The organism is Caulobacter sp. GW821-FHT12F03 (assembly GCF_058806855.1).
The window spans coordinates 119464-137150 of record NZ_JBXAQC010000008.1 but is presented as its reverse complement, the minus strand read 5'-3'; the positions used below and the strand labels follow the sequence as shown (position 1 = coordinate 137150).

Here is a 17687-nt window from a genome sequence, read left to right as displayed (position 1 = left end):
CATCAGCCGCGGAACGGTCGCAGCACGATTTCGACGCGGCGGTTCATCGCCCGGCCCTGGGCCGTGTCGTTGCTGGCGATCGGCTGGCTTTCGCCGCGACCCTGCACGAACAGCCGGCCCGGCAGCACCCGGGCCCGGTCCGTCAGGAACATCGCCACCGAACTGGCGCGGCGCTCCGACAGCGCCTGGTTATAGGCGTCATCGCCGGTCGAGTCGGCGTGGCCGGTCACGTCGACCAGCGTCTGCGGGTAGCGGTTGAGGATGGTGGCCACGCCCTCCAGCACCCGCACGAACTGCGGCTGGATGTCGGCGCGGTCGACCGCGAAGGTCACGTCGCTGGGCATGTTCAGGATAAGATTGTCGCCGTCGCGCGTGACGCTGACGCCGGTGCCGGCGAGCTGTCGGCTGAGTTCGGCCTGCTGGCGGTCCATGTAGTTGCCGACGGCCGCGCCGCCGAGGGCGCCGATGCCGGCGCCGAGCAGGGCGTTCTTGCGACCCTGTTCGCCGTCGCTGGTGTTGGTCAGGTAGCCGAGCAGCGCGCCGCCGACCGCGCCGGCGATGGCGCCGGTGCCGGTGTTGTTGCGGACCGTCTGGCCGGAATAGGGGTCGATGGTGGTGCAGGCGCCGAGCGCGGTGGCCCCAAGCATGATGGCGGCCATGGCCGTTTTCTTCAGCATTGCGATGTCTCCGGGAAAATCTGTCGGACCCGCAACGCCGCGGGCGGGCGCCGGTTCCTTCTCTGCGTTTCCCAACACCCGGGGCCGGTGTAAAAGGCGGGCATGACCGATGCCCCCTCCTCCCCGCCCGCCTCCGCGATCGCGCCCGTCTCCTTCAAGGCCTACGCGACGGACTTCGAAGCCTTCGCCAAGGCCCTCGGCGACAGCTTCCGCCGCTACGGTTTCGCGGTTCTGTCGGACTACGACCTGGACCAGGCGCGGATCGACGCCGCGATCGACTCGGCCAAGCGCTTCTTCGCCCTGCCCGAGGACGTGAAGAAGCAGTACGCCGTCGGCAAGGGCGGCCAGCGCGGCTACATCCCGTTCGGCATCGAGACGGCCAAGGGCGCGGACCACTTCGACCTGAAGGAATTCTGGCACATGGGCCGGGACCTGCCGGCCGGGCACCGCTACCGCGCCCAGATGCCGGACAACGTCTGGCCGGCCGAGGTCGCCGGTTTCCATGACAACGTCGCCTGGCTCTACAACGCGCTCGACGGCATGGGCGCCAAGGTGCTGCAGGCCATCGCCCACTATCTGGGCCTGCCGCGGCATGAGTTCGACGATGCCGTCGAGTACGGCAACAGCGTGCTGCGGCTGCTGCACTATCCGCCGATCCCGGTCGACGCGACCGGCGTCCGCGCCGGCGCCCACGGCGACATCAACGCCATCACCCTGCTGCTCGGCGCCGAGGAAGGCGGACTCGAGGTTCTGGATCGCGACGGCCAGTGGCTGCCGATCAACCCGCCGCCGGGCTGTCTGGTGATCAACATCGGCGACATGCTGGAGCGGGCCTGCAACCACGTGCTGCCCTCGACGATCCACCGGGTGGTCAACCCGCCGCCCGAGCGGCGCATCTACCCGCGCTACTCGACGCCGTTCTTCCTGCATTTCGCGCCGGACTACGAGATCCGCACCCTGCCGGGCTGCGCCACGGCCGAAAACCCTGATCGCTATCCGCAGTCCATCACGGCCGACGAATTCCTCGTGCAGAGGCTGAAGGAAATCAAACTCCTCTGATCGGGTAGAGTCACCCCGAATTAACCCTGCCTCGTCACCCTGTGTACGGAAGAACGGGGGAAGCGGGAATGGCGCCGTCGGAGGCCGCGAGGCTGACGGAGATCCGGTCTCTGGACCTGAACGCCTTGAGGCCGGTGATCGAGCGGGTGACCCGCCTCGCGCGCCAGGTCACGGGCGCCGACCACGCCTACGTCGTCATCGTCGAGGAAGACCACGTCTGGCAATCGGGCTTCGAGGGCACAGCGGAGTGCCTCGGGCCCCTGACCGACTCCACGACGGCGAAGAACATCGACCAGCTCCAGCCGATCTGGATGGAGGACATCGGCCTCACCTGGTCTGACCATCCCTGGGTCAGCGGCCCGCCCTACGCCCGCGCCTACGCCAACGCCCCCGTGTGCCTTGGCGACGACGTCAGGCTCGGTGGCCTGTGCCTGCTGTTCGATGCGCCGCGCGAGCGGGACGAGGCCATTCTCGCATCGCTCGCCGATCTGGCGGCGCTGCTGGCGGAGGCGATCGAACGGCTGCGCGCGCAGCGCCGCGGCGTCCTCGCCGAGCAACGGTCCCGCGCGGCGACGGACCTGAAAGACGCCATCATGCGGTCCTCGCCCGTGGCGCTGGGCATGACCGACAACGCCCTGCGCTACCTCTATGTCAACGACCAGTGGGTCCAGGAGAAGGGCATCGCGGCGGACGAGGCGATCGGCCGGAGCATGGGCGAACTGTTCCCGGCTTCGTACCCGATGCTGGAGGAAACCTACCTGCGGTGCCTGGCGGGCGAGACGATCTCGACCGACCGGGTGCTGGTGCCCAGCACCCGCAGGCCGGACCGCTGGCTGCGCGCCACGATCTGCCCCTGGTACGACGCAGCCGGCCGGATCGGCGGCATGATCTCGATGAGCCATGACGTCAGCGACGTGATCGGCGGGCTCAAGATGGCCGAGCACGCCAAGCAGCGGCTCGAGCTGGCGCTCGAGATCGCCGAGGTGCTGGTCTACGAGATGGACTATCGCGCCAGGACCCTGACCGTCGACGGCGCCGCCGACACCTTCTTCGGCGGGACCCTGACGTTCGACGACGTGGTCGACGACATGTGGGTCAGCGTTCATCCCGACGACCGGGACGCGGCCAAGCTGCGCTGGGACGCCTATCTGAAGACGGGCGAGCCCTTCCGCACCGAATACCGCATGAACACCGCCGACGGCCGCGAGGTCTGGGCCTTCTCGGCCGCCGAGCTGCTGCGCGACGACGATGGCCGGATCACCGGCGTCCTGGGGGTGCTGAAGAACATCACCAGCCGCAAGGCCGTCGAGGCGGCGACCGCCCGCGCCCGCGACCTGGCCGAGGCCGCCAACCGCGCCAAGAGCGAGTTCCTCGCCAACATGAGCCACGAGATCCGCACGCCGCTGAACGGCGTGATGGGCGTGGCCTCGGCCCTGTCGCGCACCGCCCTGACCCCGGCGCAGGCCGAGATGGTCGGGCTGATCGGGACCTCGGGCCAGACGCTGGAGGCGATCCTCGCCGATGTGCTGGATCTGGCCCGCATCGAATCCGGCCGTCTCGAGCTGAAGCCCGAGCCGTTCGACCTGGGCGCCTGTCTGCGGTCGGCGGCGGCGCTGTTCCAGCCCGGCGCGCGGGACAAGGGCCTGGCCTTCGCCCTCGAGATCGACGCCCGCGCCGGGGGCGCCTTCGTCGGCGACGCGGTGCGCCTGCGCCAGATCGTCTGCAACCTGCTGTCCAACGCGGTGAAGTTCACGGTGCGGGGCGAAATCCGGCTCGAGGCGTCCCTGAACGCCGCCGGCGCCCTGGTCATCGCCGTCAGCGACACCGGCATCGGCTTCGACGCCGAGGTCAAGGAGCGGCTGTTCGAGCGGTTCGAGCAGGCCGACGGGTCCATCACCCGGCGGTTCGGCGGCACGGGCCTGGGCCTGGCCATCTCGCGCGCCCTGGCCGAGGCCATGGGCGGGTCGCTGGAGGCCCGCTCGGCCCCCGGCGCCGGCGCCTGCTTCACCCTGACGGTCGCCCTCGCGCCCTTCGTGGGCGCCCTGCCGGCCCGCGACGCCGAGGTCCCGGCGCTCGGGGCCGTCGAGCGCGCGCCGCGCGTGCTGCTGGCCGAGGACCATCCGATCAACCGCAAGGTCGTCGAGCTTCTGTTCGCCGGCACGGGCGTGGACCTGACGAGCGTCGAGAACGGGGCCGAGGCGGTCGCCGCGGCGGCGGGCGCGGCCTTCGACCTGATCCTGATGGACATGCAGATGCCGGTCATGGACGGCCTGACCGCGATCCGCGCGATCCGCGCGGCGGAAGTGGCCGACGGCCGTCGCGCCACGCCGGTCTGGGCCCTGTCGGCCAACGCCCTGCCCGAGCACATCGCCGCGTCGATGGCCGCTGGCGCGAACGGCCACCTGAGCAAGCCGGTGTCCGCCGAGGCCCTGTTCACGGTGCTTGAAACGGCCTGCGCCCTGGCCGCCGACGGCGACGCGCGGATCAGCGCCTAGACCTTGCCGGCCGGGCCGGCCGGAGGCGCGATTGCCGCCGCCCCCGCCGCTACTTCGACAGTCGAAGCTTGGTGATGTCCCGACCGATCGCCGAGAAGGCGTCCTTCAGCAGCGAGCCGCTGGAGGGCAGATAGACGTGGCTGGAGTCCGTCGCGCAGGCCTTGATGAAGGTCTCGGCGTCAGACCCCTTCGAGACCTGGAAGCCCACCGTGTAGATCACGACCTTCTGCAGCTTGGCGGCGGCGCAGACGGACTTCGCCTGTGCGGTGGGATCCCCGTTGGTGGCGTTGCAGTTGATCTGGTCGCTGTTGCTGCCCTGGGACTCCTTGCTCAGCACGCCGTTGCAGTAGGCCGTGTTGAAGTCCCCGTCGGTCATGAACACGATCACCTTCAGGACGTCCGGCTTGGTGTAGGCGGCGGGCTGGCTGGCGGTCGGCCACATCGAGGCGAAATTGGGCGACACCATGTACCAGCCCCAGGCCACGCCGATCTGGCCCGCCGTTGAGCCGCCGACGGCCAGGCCGTCGATGGTCGTCTTCAGCGAGGCCTTGTCGCTCGACAGCGGCACGATGGCGGTGGCCGTGCAGTCGCTCGTGTCGGCCAGGTACAGCCGCCCCACCGGGCTCGTGGAGGGCGAGACGTCGGTATAGGCGTTGGTCCCCGTCCGCTCGGTCGCGCAGGTGCTGATCGAGAAGGTCGTCAGGCTGTTGTTGGCGTTGGTGAAGCGGTAGTACTGGCAGCCCTGCAGCATGCACCAGGCCGACCCACCGGAGGTGTAGGCGCCGTAGCCCGCGCCGTTGACACCTGACAGCGAGAAGGTGCTGGCGGTCTTGTTGGCCACGGTGAAGACGGTGTTGTTGATCTGCGTCATGCCGTTGACGCCGGTGATGTAGACCGGGTCGCCGTTGTTCAGGCCGTGGCTGGCCGAGGTCACGACGATGGAACAGTCCGAGACCTGGCACTTGGTGACCGAGCCCGACGACGAATAGCTGCTGTAGCCGGACCCGTTCACACCCGAGAGCTGGAAGGTGTTGTTGGTCTTGTTGGCCACCGTATAGGCCTTGCCGTTCAGCTGCGTCATGCCGTTGACGCCGCTGATCCAGACGACGTCGCCGTTGGAAAAGCCGTGGCCGTTCGAGGTGATGACCACCGGATTGGCCCGGGTCGCGCCGGTGATGGTCTTGGCCGACCCCGTCGACCAGGAGGCGCCCGTGATGCTCGTCGCTCCGGTGACCGCGCCTCGCGCGCTCGCGGCGTAGCCGCCCAGATTGACCCCGATATCGAACGGCACGAGCGCCGCCTTGGAATAGTAGGGCGTCTGGTTGGCCGAGACGACCAGGTCGAGCAGGTCCTTGGCCGCCTGCTTCAGGTCGGTGAGCTTCTGCCCCTTCATCGAGCCGGTGATGTCGAGCACCAGCGCCACCTCGAGGTTGGTCGAGGCGCGCGCGACCTCGGCGTCGGCGCCGATGGTCATGTTGCCCTGGAGCCAGAGGTTGGCGATCACCGGCGTGACGCTGGCGGTCGCCGAGCCGACGACCTTGGTCCCGACGATCTTGAAGCTGGAGCTCTTCAGGGTGGCGTCGCTGCCGCTGGCCAGCTGGGCCTTGAGCGCCGGCTCGCCGATGTCCTGCATGCCCTGGTCGGTCGTGGCGGTGGAGCGGGCCGCCAGCAGGGTCGCGGCGTCGAGCGCGTCCTGTAGCTGGCGTTTCTCCACGCTGGCGCGGTTGACGTCTATCAGGCCGAAGCCGAGGACGGCCATGGGCAGCGCGAGCACGGCGAACCAGATCGCCACCGCCCCGCTGTCATTGCGAAAGCGGCGAAGAAAACGCCCGACGGGCGCTGGAAGCCCCTTCAGCGACGGCTTTTCGACTCGAGACACTGGAGCCCACCCAGAAATGAGGAACCAGCGTTATGCCCATGACGGGTAATCAAACCGCGAACGGTCTTGGTAAACGCAAGGTTACCGCGGACCCCTACTTTGAGAGTCGCAACTTGGTGATGTCGCGCCCGATGGCGGCGAAGGCGTCCTTCAGCGCGGTGCCGCTGGACGGCAGGTAGACGTTGGCGGCGCTGGTGGCGCAGCCCTTCATCAGGGTCTCGGCGGTGGTGCCCGTGCCGACGTCGAAGCCCACCGTGTAGACCACCACGCCCTTGGCCTTCATCGCCGTGCACAGCGCCAGGCCCTGGGCGACCGGATCGCCGTTGGTGGCGTTGCAGTTGATGTGGTCGGACGTCGCGCCGCTGCCGGAGCCGGCGTCGCTGGCGATGACGCCGTTGCAGTACGGCGTGTTGAAGTCGCCGTCGGTCATGATCACCACCACCTTCAGCAGGTTGGGCGTCGCGTAGGCCGCGCCCTGGCTGGCGGCCGGCCACAGATAGGCGAAGTTCGGCGAGATCATGTACCAGCCCCAGGCGATGCCGATCTGGCCCGCGGTCGAGCCCGTGGCGGCCAGGCCGGTGACCTGGGACTTGAGCGCCGTCTTGTCGCTCGACAGCGGGGTCAGGCCGCTGGTCGGACAGGGGTTGGCGGCGCTGGGATAGTTGCGCCCGACCGGCGCGCCGCTGGGCGCGGCGTCGGTGTAGGCCTGCGCCCCGGTGCGCTCGGTCACGCAGGTGCTGACCTGGAACAGGTTGGTCGTGCCGGTGTCGCTGGTGAACCGGTAATACTGGCAGCCGGCCGCCGTGCACCAGGACGAGCCGCCCGAGGTGTAGGTCCCGTAGCTGGCCCCGTTCACGCCCGAGAGCGAGAAGGTGTTGGTCGTCTTGTTGGCGACGGTGAAGGTCAGGTTGTTGATCTGCGTCATGCCGCCGACGCCGGTGATGTAGACCGTGTCGCCGTTGTTCAGGCCGTGACCGGCCGCCGTGATGACCACGCCGCAGTCGGACACCTGGCATTTGCGGATCGTGCCGCCGGACGAATAGCTGTTGTAGCCGGACCCGCTGACGCCGGAGAGCTGGAAGGTGTTGGTCGTCTTGTTCGCAACCACGAAGGCGCGGTTGTTGAGCTGCGTCATGCCGCTGACGCCGCTGATCCAGACGACGTCGCCGTTGGAAAAGCCGTGGCCGTTGGAAGTGATCACCACGGGGTTGGCCCGGGTGGCGCCGGTGATGGTCTTCGCAGACCCCGTCGTCCAGGACGCGCCGGTGATCGTCTTGGCGCCCGTGATCGCCCCGCGGGCGCTGGCCGCGTAACCGCCGACGTTCACCCCGATCGAATAGGGGACGATGGCGGCCTTCGAATAGAACGGCGTCTGGGTGTCGGACACGACCAGGTCGATCAGGTCGCTGGCCGCGGTCTTCAGGTCCGTCAGCCGCGTCCCGGCCATCGAGCCGGTGATGTCGAGGACGATCGACACCTCGAGGTTGGTCGAGGCCCGCGTCACCTCGGCCTGGGCGCCGATGGTCATGTCGCCCTGGAGCCAGAGCCCGGCGATGACCGGAACCACGGTGGCCGTCGCCGTTCCGGTGACCTTGGTGCCGACGATCTTGAACGACGAGGTCTTGAGCGTCGCCTCGCTGACGCCGCTCATCTGGGCGGCCAGGGCCGCGGCGCCGATGGTCTGCATCTGGGCGTCGGTGGTGGCGGTCGAGCGGGCCGCCAGCAGGGTCGCGGCGTCGAGCGCGTCCTGCAGGTGGCGCTTCTCCACGCTGGCGCGGTTGACGTCGATCAGGCCGAAGCCGAGCACCGCGATAGGCAGCGCCAGGACGGCGAACCAGATCGCCACCGCGCCGCCTTCATGGCGGAATCGACGCAGGAATCCCGCGACCGGCGAGGCCAGCCTGGCGACGGATCCTTTCAAGGCGCGAAACATCGTGGGTCGTCCCTTCGCCGCGCATCATGACGGCCGGCGGTAAGGGAACCGCGAACAGGCGTGGTGAATCTCCGGTTACGGACCATCCCGCCTATTTCGAGATCCTCAGTCTGGAAATGTCCTCGCCGATGGCGTGGAAGGCCGTCTTCAACGCCGCCCCGGTGGACGGCAGATAGACGTGCTGGGCGTCGGTCGCGCATTCCCGCACGATGGCCTCGGCGGACGCGTCGCTGCCCACGTCGAAGCCGACCGTGTAGATGATCACGCCCTGGGCCTTCATGTTGTTGCACAGCGACCGCGCCTGGCTGAAGGCGTCGCCGTTAGGGGCGTTGCAGTTGATGTGGTCGGCCGCCGATCCGCTGCCGGACCCGGAATCCTGGCTGATCACGCCCTTGCAGTAGGTGGTGTTGAAGGCGCCATCGGTCATCAGCACGACCACCTTGAGCAGCTTGTCCGCGCCATAGGCCGCCGGCTGGCTGGCCGTCGGCCACAGCGAGGCGAAGTTGGGCGAGACCAGGTACCAGCCCCAGGCCAGGCCGATGTGGCCGGCGGTCGAGCCGGACGCGGTGAGGCCGTCGATCTTGCTCTTCAGCGCGGCGCGGTCGGTCGACAGGGGCGTGATGGTGCTGGCGAGGCAGGGATTGGCCGTGCTCGGGTAGTTGCGCCCGAGGAAGGTCGTCGACGGCGACGCGTCGGTATAGGCGTTGACGCCCGATCGCTCGGTCACGCAGTTGCTGATGGCGAAGGTCTTCAGCGACCCGCTGGCGTTGGTGAACTTGAAACTGGCGCAGCCCGGGCTCGTGCAGGTGCCGGCCGTGGCCGCTCCGCGCACGCTCGCGGCGTAGGTCCCGACATTGACCGCGGCCGAGTAGGGCGCGAGCGCGACCTTGGTATAGTACGGCGTCTGCTGGTCCTGGACGACGAGGTCGACCAGATCCTTGGCCGCCGACTTCAGGTCGGTGATCCGCGACCCGGCCATCGAGCCGGTGACGTCCAGCGCCAGCGCCACCTCGAGGTTGTTGGACGAGCGCGTGACCTCCGACGTCGCGCCGACGGTCATGTCGCCGTCCATCCACAGGTTGGCGATGGTGGTGGTCATCGAGGCGCGGGCCGTGGCGATGATCTTCGTGCCCTCGAGGTGGTAGGTCGCCGAGGCCAGCACCGCCTTGCTCGCGGCCAGATCGGCGTTGAGAACCTTGTCGCCGACGGTCTTCAGCCCGGCGTCGGTGGTTTCGCTGGACCGCGCGGCGGCCAGGGTGGCGGCGTCGAGCGCGTCCTGCAGCCGGGCCTTCTCGCCCGAGGCGCGACTGACGTCGATCGCGCCGAACACCATCACCGTCATCGGCACGATGAGCATGGCGAACTGCACGGCGACCGCGCCGTCCTCCCGCCTGGCCCGCGCCAGAAACCGGCTGACCCAGCCGGGAATCGACAGCTTCCTCGTCATGGCCCCTGCCCCGAACAGAGTTGTGAACAACAACGGAGGATGCGGCGACGCGGTAAACGCATGCCCCACCAGACAAGGTCAAAGTCGGGAAACCATGCCGGCCTATCGACGGGACCGGCGCGGCATGGAAATCTCGCCTCCAGGGGTGGAACGGCCGCATGGACTCACTGGAACTGCTGTTGCGCGGCATGGCCGTCGGCGCGGTGCTCGCGACGGGCTTTGGCCTGCTGCGCAGCGGCCGGGGCGGTCCGGCCCGCTGGACCGGCGCGATCTTCTGCCTGTCGGTCGCCGCCTTCGCGCTGAACTCCGGCGGGGCGGAAACTCGCGCGCTGCACCCTGTCGCCGGTCTGATCTGGCTGCTGTCGATCGCCGGCACCGCCTGGTTCTGGCTGTTCGCCGTGACCCTGTTCGAGGACCGTCCGGTGACCTGGAGCCGGATGACGCCGGTCGCCATCATGATGGTCGTCGGCCTTGTCGGCGGCCTTCTGGGCCTGCCGATGTCGCGGGGCGTATGGATCGTGCACAACCTGCTCGAGGTCGTGCTGGTGCTGCATGTACTGCTGGTCATCGGGCGCAGCTGGGGCGGCGATCTGGTCGAGACGCGACGGTCGCTGCGCGGGCCGTTCATGGGCGTGGTCGGCGTCTACTGCATCGTCCTGTCCGGCTTCGAGATCGCCAGCGACCTGGGGTTCAACCCCGCCTGGGGTCCGCTGGCCCAGGCCGCCAGCCTCGCGGCCATGAACCTGGCCGGGGCGATCACCTTCCTGCAGGGCCGCCCTGACCTGTTCGGCCGGCCGGCCCGCGCCGGCGCGGCGCCCCCGGACGCCGTATCACCCCAGGACCGGCCGCTGCTGGCGCGACTGCAGGCGATCATGGCCGAGGGCGACCTGTGGCGGCGGGAAGGCCTGACCATCGTCCAGCTGGCCGCCGAGCTCGGCGCGCCGGAGCATCGTCTGCGCCGGCTGATCAACGGCGGGCTCGGCCATCGCAACTTCGCCGACTTTCTCAACGCCCGCCGGATCGAAGCGGCGCAGACGGCGCTGGCCGCGCCGGAGAACGCCCGGGCCTCGATCTCGGCCCTGGCCTTTGATCTCGGCTACGCGTCGCTCGGGCCGTTCAACCGGGCCTTCAAGGAGGCCACCGGCCTGACCCCGTCGGCCTGGCGGCTGCGGGCCCTCGCCGGCTCGCCGAATCCGGAAAAGTCCGGCTGATTCCGGAATCCGCGAGTCCCGGCCGGCCTGAGGAAGCGACGGCGGCGGCGGTCCGGCAGCCTGCGGTCATCGATCTTTCGGAGTGACCCGCATGGACCAGATCCTGTCCCAGCTTCTCGACCTCGGCCGCCACTGGCTGACCGGCTTCGGCGCCGACCTGACGCGCTACATCATCGCCGCGCCGCTGACCTGGCTGGTGCTGTGCGTGATCTGCGCGCCGCTGCTGCGCCACCGCAAGATCCGGCCCGACAGCCCGCCGGCGCGGCAGCTGGTCATCGAGTTCCTCTGTTCGGTCCGCTCGGTGGCGGTGTTCTCGACCGTCTCCCTGCTCAGCGTGCTGATGTGGAAGGCGGGGTGGCTGTGGGGCCACGACCTGCGGGAACATGCCGGGTGGGTCTGGATCGCCGTGTCGTTCGTCATCACGGTCATCGCCCACGACGCCTACTTCTACTGGGCGCACCGCCTCATGCATGACCCCCGCCTGTTCCGCAGGTTCCACCGGCGACACCACCGCTCGCACAACCCCACCCCGTTCACGGCCTACAGCTTCGATCTGGCCGAGGCGGCCGTGATGGCGACGTTCACGGTGGTCTGGGAGCTGCTGGTTCCGGTGTCCTGGGTCGGCTTCGGCCTGTTCATGCTGCACCAGATCGCGCGCAACGTGCTCGGCCACTCGGGCTACGAACTGTTCCCGGCCAACCGCGAGGGCAAGCCGCTGTTCGACTGGATGACCACGGTCACCCACCACGACCTGCACCACAGCCAGGCCGGCTGGAACTACGGCCTGTACTTCACCTGGTGGGACCGCTGGATGGGCACCGAGCATCCGCAGTATCACGCGCGCTTCGCGGCGGTGACCCGGCCGCGCGCCGCGGCCCTGGCGGCGGCGGAATAGAAAAAGGGGAGGCGGATCGCTCCGCCTCCCCGCATTCCGCCAGGACGGGCCGCGACCTACCAGCCGCAGTGCTCGCCCTTGTTCTGCTTGGTCAGCCAGATGTTCAGCGGCTTGAAGTAGTCGGCCACCGCCGAGGCGTCGCCGCGGCTCTCGCCGGTGAAGGCCTGCATGGCCTCCGGCCAGGGCCGCGAGGCGCCCATCTCCAGCATGGTGTTGAACTTGGCCCCCACCTCCCTGTTGCCGTAGATCGAGCAGCGGTGCAGCGGGCCGGTCCAGCCCGCCTGCCGGCAGGCCGCGCGCTGGAACTGGAACTGGTACACATGGGCCAGGAAGTAGCGCGTGTACGGAACGTTGGCCGGCACATGGTACTTGGCGCCCGGATCGAAGGCGTCGGTCGGGCGCGGCCCCGGCGGGGTGATGCCCTGGTACTGGGTGCGCAGCTTCCACCAGCCGCTGTTGTAGGTCGCCGGCGTCAGCTCGCCGTTGAACACTTCCCAGCGCCAGCGATCGACCATCAGGCCGAACGGCATGAAGGCGATCTTGTCGAGCGCCATCTTCAGCAGGAAGGGGATGTCGCCTTCCGGGCCCGGCGCGTCCTTCAGCAGGCCGATCTGCTGCAGGTAGGTCGGGGTCAGGGCCGACAGGCCGACGAAGTCGCCGATGGCCTCGTGGAAGCCGTCGTTGGCCCCGCCCTTGAAGATGTACGGCTGACCCTTGTAGGCGCGCTGGTAGAAGTTGTGCCCGAGCTCGTGGTGGACCGTGTAGAAGTCCTCGCCGTTGACCTTGGTGCACATCTTGATGCGGATGTCGTCGGCGTCGTCGAGGTCCCAGGCCGAGGCGTGGCAGACCACCTCGCGGTCACGCGGGCGGGTGATCTGCGAGCGGGTCCAGAAGGTCTCCGGCAACGGGGCCAGACCCATCGAGACGTAGAAGGCCTCGCCCGTCTTGACCATTTTCACCGGATCGTAGCCGGCGTTCACCAGCAGGTCGTCCAGCGCATAGGACGGGGTCGTGCTCTTCGGCGCGACGATCGGATAGATGTTGCCCCACTGCTGGGCCCACATGTTGCCCAGCAGGTCGGCGCGGATCGGGCCGGTGCGCGGCTGCACGGCGTCGCCGTACTTCTCGTTCAGGCGCGCCCGCACGTAGCAGTGCAGGTTCCTGTAGAACGGCTCGATCTGCTTCCACAGCCGGTCGGTCTCGGCCGCGAAGGCGTCCGGATCCATGTCGTAGCCCGAGCGCCACAGCGCGCCGGTGTCCTTGTAGCCGAGCGCCACCGAGCCCTCGTTGGAGAGGGCCACCAGCCGGGCATAGTCGGGGACCATCACCGGCGAGATCGAGTGCCAGCCTTCCCAGACCGCCTTGAGCTCTTCCGGATCGGTGCTCGACGCCAGGATATCCTCGGCGTCGTTCAGCGTCAGGGTCTTGCCCTTGTAGGTGAACTTGCCGGTCGAATAGGTCGAGTCCAGGCGCGAGGCGATGGTGGCCATCTCCTCGGCGGCGCCGGGGCGCTGCGGCGCGGGGGCGACCAGGGCGCGCTTGAGGATGTCCAGCTTGCGGCGCGTCACGGGATCGACGGCGACATGGTCGAATCGCGCCGCCTGGATGGCCAGCCGGGTGGCCAGGTCGGTCGCCTCGGCGCCGGCCTTGGCCTCCAGCCACTGGGTGTCTTCGGTGATGTAGGTCGCGCGGACCCACGAGGCCTTGTTCACATACTGCGACAGGGCGGCCAGGTCGGCCTCGGCCTTGTCGATAAAGGCCTTGGCCTCGGCCGGGGTCGGGGCCGGCGCGGCGGCGGCGGGCGTCTGGGCCTGGGCGATCGGCGCGGCGGCGCCGAGGCCCGCGACCAGGGCGAGGGCGGCCCCGGCCGCCAGAAGCTTCGTCTTCAACATCGGACGTATCCTCACAGGGGAACTCTATGGCGCGGCATGGGAGGGGCCGCGGCGGGTTCCGTCAAGGCGCCCTGCCCGTCCGCCTACGTCGGATCGGCGGGCGAGTCGGCCGGCGCGGGGGTCTCGACGGCCGGCGCCTCGACCGGCGGCGCGGCCTCAACTGGCGGCGGCAGCGGATCGGTGGGCTTCGCCGGCGCGGGCTGACGCGGGACCGGGCGCTGCACCGGGGCCACGTCCTGACGCTCGGCGGGGGTGGGATAGCGCAGATGGCCGACGCAGGCCGACAGGCCGTCGCTGCGCACCGTTCCGGCGGCCGCGCCGATCTTGCGCGAACGCCGGGCGACATACCGGCCCGGATTGACCGCCTTGTACTTCAGCGGATTGGGCAGGATGGCCACCAGCCGCGCGGCCTGGGCGCGGGTCAGCTGGTCGGCGCTGACGCCGAAATAGCGCTGCGCCGCGGCCTCGGCCCCATAAGTCCCGGCCCCCATCTCGGCGACGTTGAGATAGACCTCCATGATGCGCCGCTTGCCCCACAGGGTCTCGATCAGCACCGTGTAGTAGGCCTCCACGCCCTTGCGCAGATACGACCGCTGCGGCCAGGCGAAGACGTTCTTGGCCGTCTGCTGGCTGATGGTCGAGCCGCCGCGGACCTTGCCCGGACGCCGCTTGTTGGCGGCGGCGGCCTTCTGGATCGCCTCGAAGTCGAAGCCGTGATGGGTGCAGAACTTGGCGTCCTCGGACGCGATCGCCGCCTGCACCAGCGCCGGCGAGATGTGCTTCAGCGAGCGCCAGCGGTAGTCGAGGCCTTTGCCCTCGAACAGCCGCTGGACCATCAGGATGGTCACCGGCGGCGGCACGAACCGGTAGACCAGGGTCAGCCCGACCGGGAACACGACGGTGATCAGCAGGCCCCAGACGAACAGGGTCCGGATCAGCCGGCCGAGGGAGAACGTCCGGCGTCGCGCCAGTGTCGGCGGCGGGACATCCGCGGGCCGCCCGGGCGGCCAGGGCGGGGTGTAGCCCGGCGGCGGAGCCGGCGGCGGGGCGGGTTCGGGCTCGGGCTCGGGACTCACGTCCGGCCCGGACTCGGCCTCCGGCGCATGCGGAAGGTCCGCCTCCGGATGCGGGACGGTCTCGTCTTCCGGCTCGTGCGGCGGCTCCGTGCTCAACCCTGCCTCCCCTTGCCTTGACGCGGCGGACGGATGCTAGCCACTGACGCCGTCCCTGTCGCTCATCGAAAGCGCCCCGCATGAACGTTACCGAAGCCGTCGACCGCCGCGTCTCCGTCCGCGCCTACCTCGACAAGCCCGTCCCCGGGGACCTGGTGAAGGAGATTCTCGTCCTGGCCCAGCGCGCGCCCTCGGGCGGCAACCTGCAGCCGTGGAAGGTCCACGCCCTGGCCGGCGCGCCGCTGGAGGCGCTGAAGGCGAAGGTGGCGGCCAATCCCGGCGGCGAGACGCCGGAATACAACGTCTATCCCGACAATCTCTGGGACCCGTTCCGCACCCGCCGCTTCGAGTGCGGCGAGGACCTCTACGCGACCATCGGCATCCCGCGCGACGACAAGCCGGCCCGGCTGCGGCAACTGTTCAGGAACACCCAGTTCTTCGGCGCGCCGGTGGGGATCTTCTTCAGCCTCGACCGCAAGCTGGGGCCGCCGCAGTGGGCGGACGTGGGCATGTACATGCAGACGGTCATGCTGCTGGCCGTCGAGCGCGGCCTGGCCACCTGCGCCCAGGAGTTCTGGGCCCGCTATCCGAAGACCGTGGCAGGGCACATCCGCCTGCCCGACGACCACATGCTGTTCTCCGGCATGGCCCTCGGCTACGCGGACGAGACCGCCCCGATCAACACCCTGCGCACCCGGCGCGATCCGTTGGATGTGTGGTGCGAACTGGAGGGGTTTGAGTCCTAGAAAACCCTCCCCCGCAGGGGGAGGGGGACCGCGCGGAGCGCGGTGGAGGGGCAGCGCCGCAGCGTCCGGGTTGCGAACAAACACAGAACATCTTAAGGTGGCATTATGCAGCCCCCCTCAACGATAACGCTTGCGCGCAGGTTGCGGCGGTCGATGACCTGGTCCGAGCAGCGTCTGTGGCAGGCCTTGCGAGGCAAGCGGCTCGGCGGAATTCGCTTCCGGCGGCAGCACGTACTGGGCCCCTATGTCACCGACTTCTTCTGCTCGGCGCGACATCTCGCCATAGAGATCGACGGCGGCGCCCATAAGGATGAGCAAGCAAAAATGACAGATGCCCGGCGCGACGCCTGGATAGCCGAGCGCGGTGTGCGCGTGCTGCGGATTCCCGACAGGTTGGTGCGTGACGACTTCGACGGCGCGCTTGCGATAATCGCCCGCGCCGCCGGTGCTGCCCCTCCACCGCCTCCGGCGGTCCCCCTCCCCGCGAGCGGGGAGGCAAGCGACTAAGCCAGCCCCGTCTCCACCACCCCGGCCCCGCCGTCCTCGTCGCCCCAGGCGAGGCGGGCGCCGTCTAGGCTGACGGCCAGAGCGCTGATCGCCGCGCCCTTCTCGGCCTTGAGATGCACGATCTGGCCGCTCTTCAGGTCGGCGGCCCAGACCCGGCCGTCATCGAGGCCGGCGGCCAGCACGTTGTGCGACGGCGTGCCCGCCACCTGCACCACCATGGCCGACTGGTCGTAGCCGATCTCGGCGGCTTCCTTGCCCATCGGGCCGGTCGCGCCGGCGAACGGCCAGAGCACGGCCCCGTTGGCGCCGGAGGTGGCCATCATCAGGCCGTTGGACAGGAAGGCCAGGCTCTTCACCTTGGCCGGATAGCCGCCCATGCGCAGGTTCTTCTCGTCGGAGACCTTCCAGCCGTGCAGCTGGTTCTCCTGCATGGCGCTCATCAGGAAGCGGCCGTCGGGGCTCCAGGCGACCAGCACATGGCTGCCGGCCCATTTCAGCAGCTGCGGCTTCTGGTCGGCGATCCGCGCGTACCACAGGGCCGCGCCGTTGTAGGTCGCCACGGCCAGCCGCCGGCCCTTGGGGTCGAAGGCCACATGGGCGGCGGACTTCTCGTGGGTGAACAGGCGGCTGAAGGCCGGGTCCTTCGAATCGCGGACGTGCAGATCGCGGCCGGCGGTGAAGGCGATCAGGCCCGACTCGGCGCTGGCGGCGACCGAGTCGATCCAGCGGCCCTTCACCTCGGCGACCAGGGTGGCGGCGATCTCGCCGCCCTCCAGCCGCGTCCAGACCACCCGGCCGTCGTCGCCCCCGGTGAGGATGCCGAGGCCCGAGGGATGCAGACAGGCGGACAGGATCGCGCCCTGGTGGGCCTCGACGGTGACGAAGCCTTCCCCCGTCACGGCCCGCACCGTCCCGTCGCCCAGAGCGAACAATGTTCGGCCTGAGCGGTCGAAAAGGGCGGCGGTCACATAGGCGTCGAAATCGAAAGTCATGGTGGCGCGTTTATAGCCCGGAACCGGCCTTGCCCAGCGGCGGATCGTTTTCCCCTGCCAAGCGAGACAGGCTTTACAAGCGGCTTCAACCGCGTAATGGGGTTGAACGAATGACAGCGGACCGGACGCACCGGCCCGCGTAAGGGAGTGTCCGAATGGGTGCGAAGCTTGGTGGCGCCGGCGGCGGCAGCAAATACGATCTGGGTCAGAACAGCGACATCAACGTCACGCCGTTCGTCGACATCATGCTGGTTCTGCTGATCATCTTCATGGTCGCGGCGCCGATGGCCACCGTGTCGATCGCGCTCGACCTGCCGCCCGCGGTGCCGCCGAGCCCGGATGACCCCAAGCCGAAGAAGCCCGTCTTCATCTCGATCCAGAAGTCCGGCGCCATCTTCATCGGCGACAACCAGTCGAGCCTGGCCAACATCCCGGTCGACGTTCCGGCGGCCATGCAGAAGGAAGGCGTGACCGGCAACTTCACCGAAGAGCGCGTGTTCGTCCGCGCCGACGCCGACGTGGAATACGAGCAGTTCATGGCCGTGCTCAACGTCCTGCAGGCCAACGGCTTCTACAAGATCGGCCTGATCAACGAAGACATCGAATAGTCGGGCCTCACCGCCAGACATGCGAAGGGCCGGTGGAAACACCGGCCCTTTTGCTTGTGCGACCCTCCCCACGCAGTGGGGAGGGGGACCGCCCGGAGGGCGGTGGAGGGGCAGCGCAAACGCCGGCGGCCCCATCCTGAATTCAGGTCTTTCCCACGAGTCTGGCGCTGCCCC

The 17687-nt window shown here is 69.1% G+C and carries 13 protein-coding genes and 1 pseudogene; 7 read left to right on the top strand and 7 right to left on the bottom strand.

What is annotated here, in order from left to right; all coding sequences use genetic code 11:
• Nucleotides 1–2 precede the first annotated feature (2 nt).
• Nucleotides 3–677, bottom strand: coding sequence for a YiaD family glycine zipper/OmpA-like lipoprotein (locus AC1RN0_RS17015; protein WP_492788652.1), 675 nt, complete (start codon nucleotides 675–677; stop codon nucleotides 3–5).
• 102 nt (nucleotides 678–779) lie between these two features.
• Between AC1RN0_RS17015 and AC1RN0_RS17010 the strand changes: the two genes are divergently transcribed.
• Nucleotides 780–1736, top strand: a complete 957-nt coding sequence (locus AC1RN0_RS17010) for an isopenicillin N synthase family dioxygenase (protein ID WP_492788651.1) — start codon at nucleotides 780–782, stop codon at nucleotides 1734–1736.
• A 68-nt stretch (nucleotides 1737–1804) separates the two neighbouring features.
• Complete coding sequence (locus AC1RN0_RS17005; protein WP_492788650.1) at nucleotides 1805–4231, top strand: hybrid sensor histidine kinase/response regulator; 2427 nt, start codon at nucleotides 1805–1807, stop codon at nucleotides 4229–4231.
• A gap of 49 nt (nucleotides 4232–4280) precedes the next feature.
• Here the strand turns inward: AC1RN0_RS17005 and AC1RN0_RS17000 are convergent, their stop codons facing one another.
• The 3 genes from AC1RN0_RS17000 to AC1RN0_RS16990 form a co-directional block, all read right to left on the bottom strand.
• The gene (locus AC1RN0_RS17000; RefSeq protein ID WP_492788649.1) at nucleotides 4281–6023 is read right to left on the bottom strand and encodes a ubiquitin-activating E1 FCCH domain-containing protein; all 1743 of its coding nucleotides are present in this window, start codon (nucleotides 6021–6023) and stop codon (nucleotides 4281–4283) included.
• A gap of 181 nt (nucleotides 6024–6204) precedes the next feature.
• The gene (locus AC1RN0_RS16995; protein WP_492788648.1) at nucleotides 6205–8031 is read right to left on the bottom strand and encodes a ubiquitin-activating E1 FCCH domain-containing protein; all 1827 of its coding nucleotides are present in this window, start codon (nucleotides 8029–8031) and stop codon (nucleotides 6205–6207) included.
• Between the two features lie 103 nt (nucleotides 8032–8134).
• Nucleotides 8135–9490: a pilus assembly protein TadG-related protein gene (locus AC1RN0_RS16990; protein ID WP_492788647.1), complete on the bottom strand. Its 1356-nt coding sequence runs from the start codon at nucleotides 9488–9490 to the stop codon at nucleotides 8135–8137.
• A 158-nt stretch (nucleotides 9491–9648) separates the two neighbouring features.
• Here AC1RN0_RS16990 and AC1RN0_RS16985 point away from each other — a divergent pair, with 158 nt between their 5' ends.
• Both AC1RN0_RS16985 and AC1RN0_RS16980 read left to right on the top strand, forming a co-directional pair.
• Nucleotides 9649–10701, top strand: coding sequence for a helix-turn-helix domain-containing protein (locus tag AC1RN0_RS16985; RefSeq protein ID WP_492788646.1), 1053 nt, complete (start codon nucleotides 9649–9651; stop codon nucleotides 10699–10701).
• Between the two features lie 91 nt (nucleotides 10702–10792).
• A complete protein-coding gene (locus tag AC1RN0_RS16980) occupies nucleotides 10793–11596 on the top strand; it encodes a sterol desaturase family protein (protein WP_492788645.1) in 804 nt (267 codons plus the stop codon).
• A gap of 56 nt (nucleotides 11597–11652) precedes the next feature.
• Here the strand turns inward: AC1RN0_RS16980 and AC1RN0_RS16975 are convergent, their stop codons facing one another.
• Complete coding sequence (locus AC1RN0_RS16975; RefSeq protein ID WP_492788644.1) at nucleotides 11653–13488, bottom strand: M2 family metallopeptidase; 1836 nt, start codon at nucleotides 13486–13488, stop codon at nucleotides 11653–11655.
• Between the two features lie 272 nt (nucleotides 13489–13760).
• Nucleotides 13761–14459 (bottom strand): annotated as a pseudogene (gene mtgA / locus AC1RN0_RS16970) (monofunctional biosynthetic peptidoglycan transglycosylase); the annotation flags it as partial.
• A 281-nt stretch (nucleotides 14460–14740) separates the two neighbouring features.
• On the opposite strand from mtgA, the gene AC1RN0_RS16965 reads away from it, so the two are divergent.
• Both AC1RN0_RS16965 and AC1RN0_RS16960 read left to right on the top strand, forming a co-directional pair.
• A complete protein-coding gene (locus AC1RN0_RS16965; protein ID WP_492788643.1) occupies nucleotides 14741–15406 on the top strand; it encodes a nitroreductase in 666 nt (221 codons plus the stop codon).
• 105 nt (nucleotides 15407–15511) lie between these two features.
• Entirely contained in the window at nucleotides 15512–15913 is a 402-nt protein-coding gene (locus AC1RN0_RS16960) for an endonuclease domain-containing protein (RefSeq protein WP_492788642.1), read from the top strand.
• Here AC1RN0_RS16960 and AC1RN0_RS16955 read toward each other — a convergent pair.
• On the bottom strand, nucleotides 15910–16905 hold the full coding sequence (locus tag AC1RN0_RS16955) for a WD40 repeat domain-containing protein (protein ID WP_492788641.1): 996 nt from the start codon (nucleotides 16903–16905) through the stop codon (nucleotides 15910–15912). The genes AC1RN0_RS16960 and AC1RN0_RS16955 overlap by 4 nt on opposite strands.
• Nucleotides 16906–17060: 155 nt before the next feature.
• On the opposite strand from AC1RN0_RS16955, the gene AC1RN0_RS16950 reads away from it, so the two are divergent.
• Complete coding sequence (locus tag AC1RN0_RS16950; protein WP_492788640.1) at nucleotides 17061–17513, top strand: biopolymer transporter ExbD; 453 nt, start codon at nucleotides 17061–17063, stop codon at nucleotides 17511–17513.
• Nucleotides 17514–17687 lie beyond the last annotated feature (174 nt).

Coding starts and splice junctions, on each gene's coding strand:
- AC1RN0_RS17015 (WP_492788652.1), bottom strand. CDS start 677: ATGCTGAAGAAAACGGCCATGGCCGCCATCATGCTTGGGGCCACCGCG.
- AC1RN0_RS17010 (WP_492788651.1), top strand. CDS start 780: ATGACCGATGCCCCCTCCTCCCCGCCCGCCTCCGCGATCGCGCCCGTC.
- AC1RN0_RS17005 (WP_492788650.1), top strand. CDS start 1,805: ATGGCGCCGTCGGAGGCCGCGAGGCTGACGGAGATCCGGTCTCTGGAC.
- AC1RN0_RS16990 (WP_492788647.1), bottom strand. CDS start 9,490: ATGACGAGGAAGCTGTCGATTCCCGGCTGGGTCAGCCGGTTTCTGGCG.
- AC1RN0_RS16985 (WP_492788646.1), top strand. CDS start 9,649: ATGGACTCACTGGAACTGCTGTTGCGCGGCATGGCCGTCGGCGCGGTG.
- AC1RN0_RS16980 (WP_492788645.1), top strand. CDS start 10,793: ATGGACCAGATCCTGTCCCAGCTTCTCGACCTCGGCCGCCACTGGCTG.
- AC1RN0_RS16975 (WP_492788644.1), bottom strand. CDS start 13,488: ATGTTGAAGACGAAGCTTCTGGCGGCCGGGGCCGCCCTCGCCCTGGTC.
- AC1RN0_RS16965 (WP_492788643.1), top strand. CDS start 14,741: ATGAACGTTACCGAAGCCGTCGACCGCCGCGTCTCCGTCCGCGCCTAC.
- AC1RN0_RS16960 (WP_492788642.1), top strand. CDS start 15,512: ATGCAGCCCCCCTCAACGATAACGCTTGCGCGCAGGTTGCGGCGGTCG.
- AC1RN0_RS16955 (WP_492788641.1), bottom strand. CDS start 16,905: ATGACTTTCGATTTCGACGCCTATGTGACCGCCGCCCTTTTCGACCGC.
- AC1RN0_RS16950 (WP_492788640.1), top strand. CDS start 17,061: ATGGGTGCGAAGCTTGGTGGCGCCGGCGGCGGCAGCAAATACGATCTG.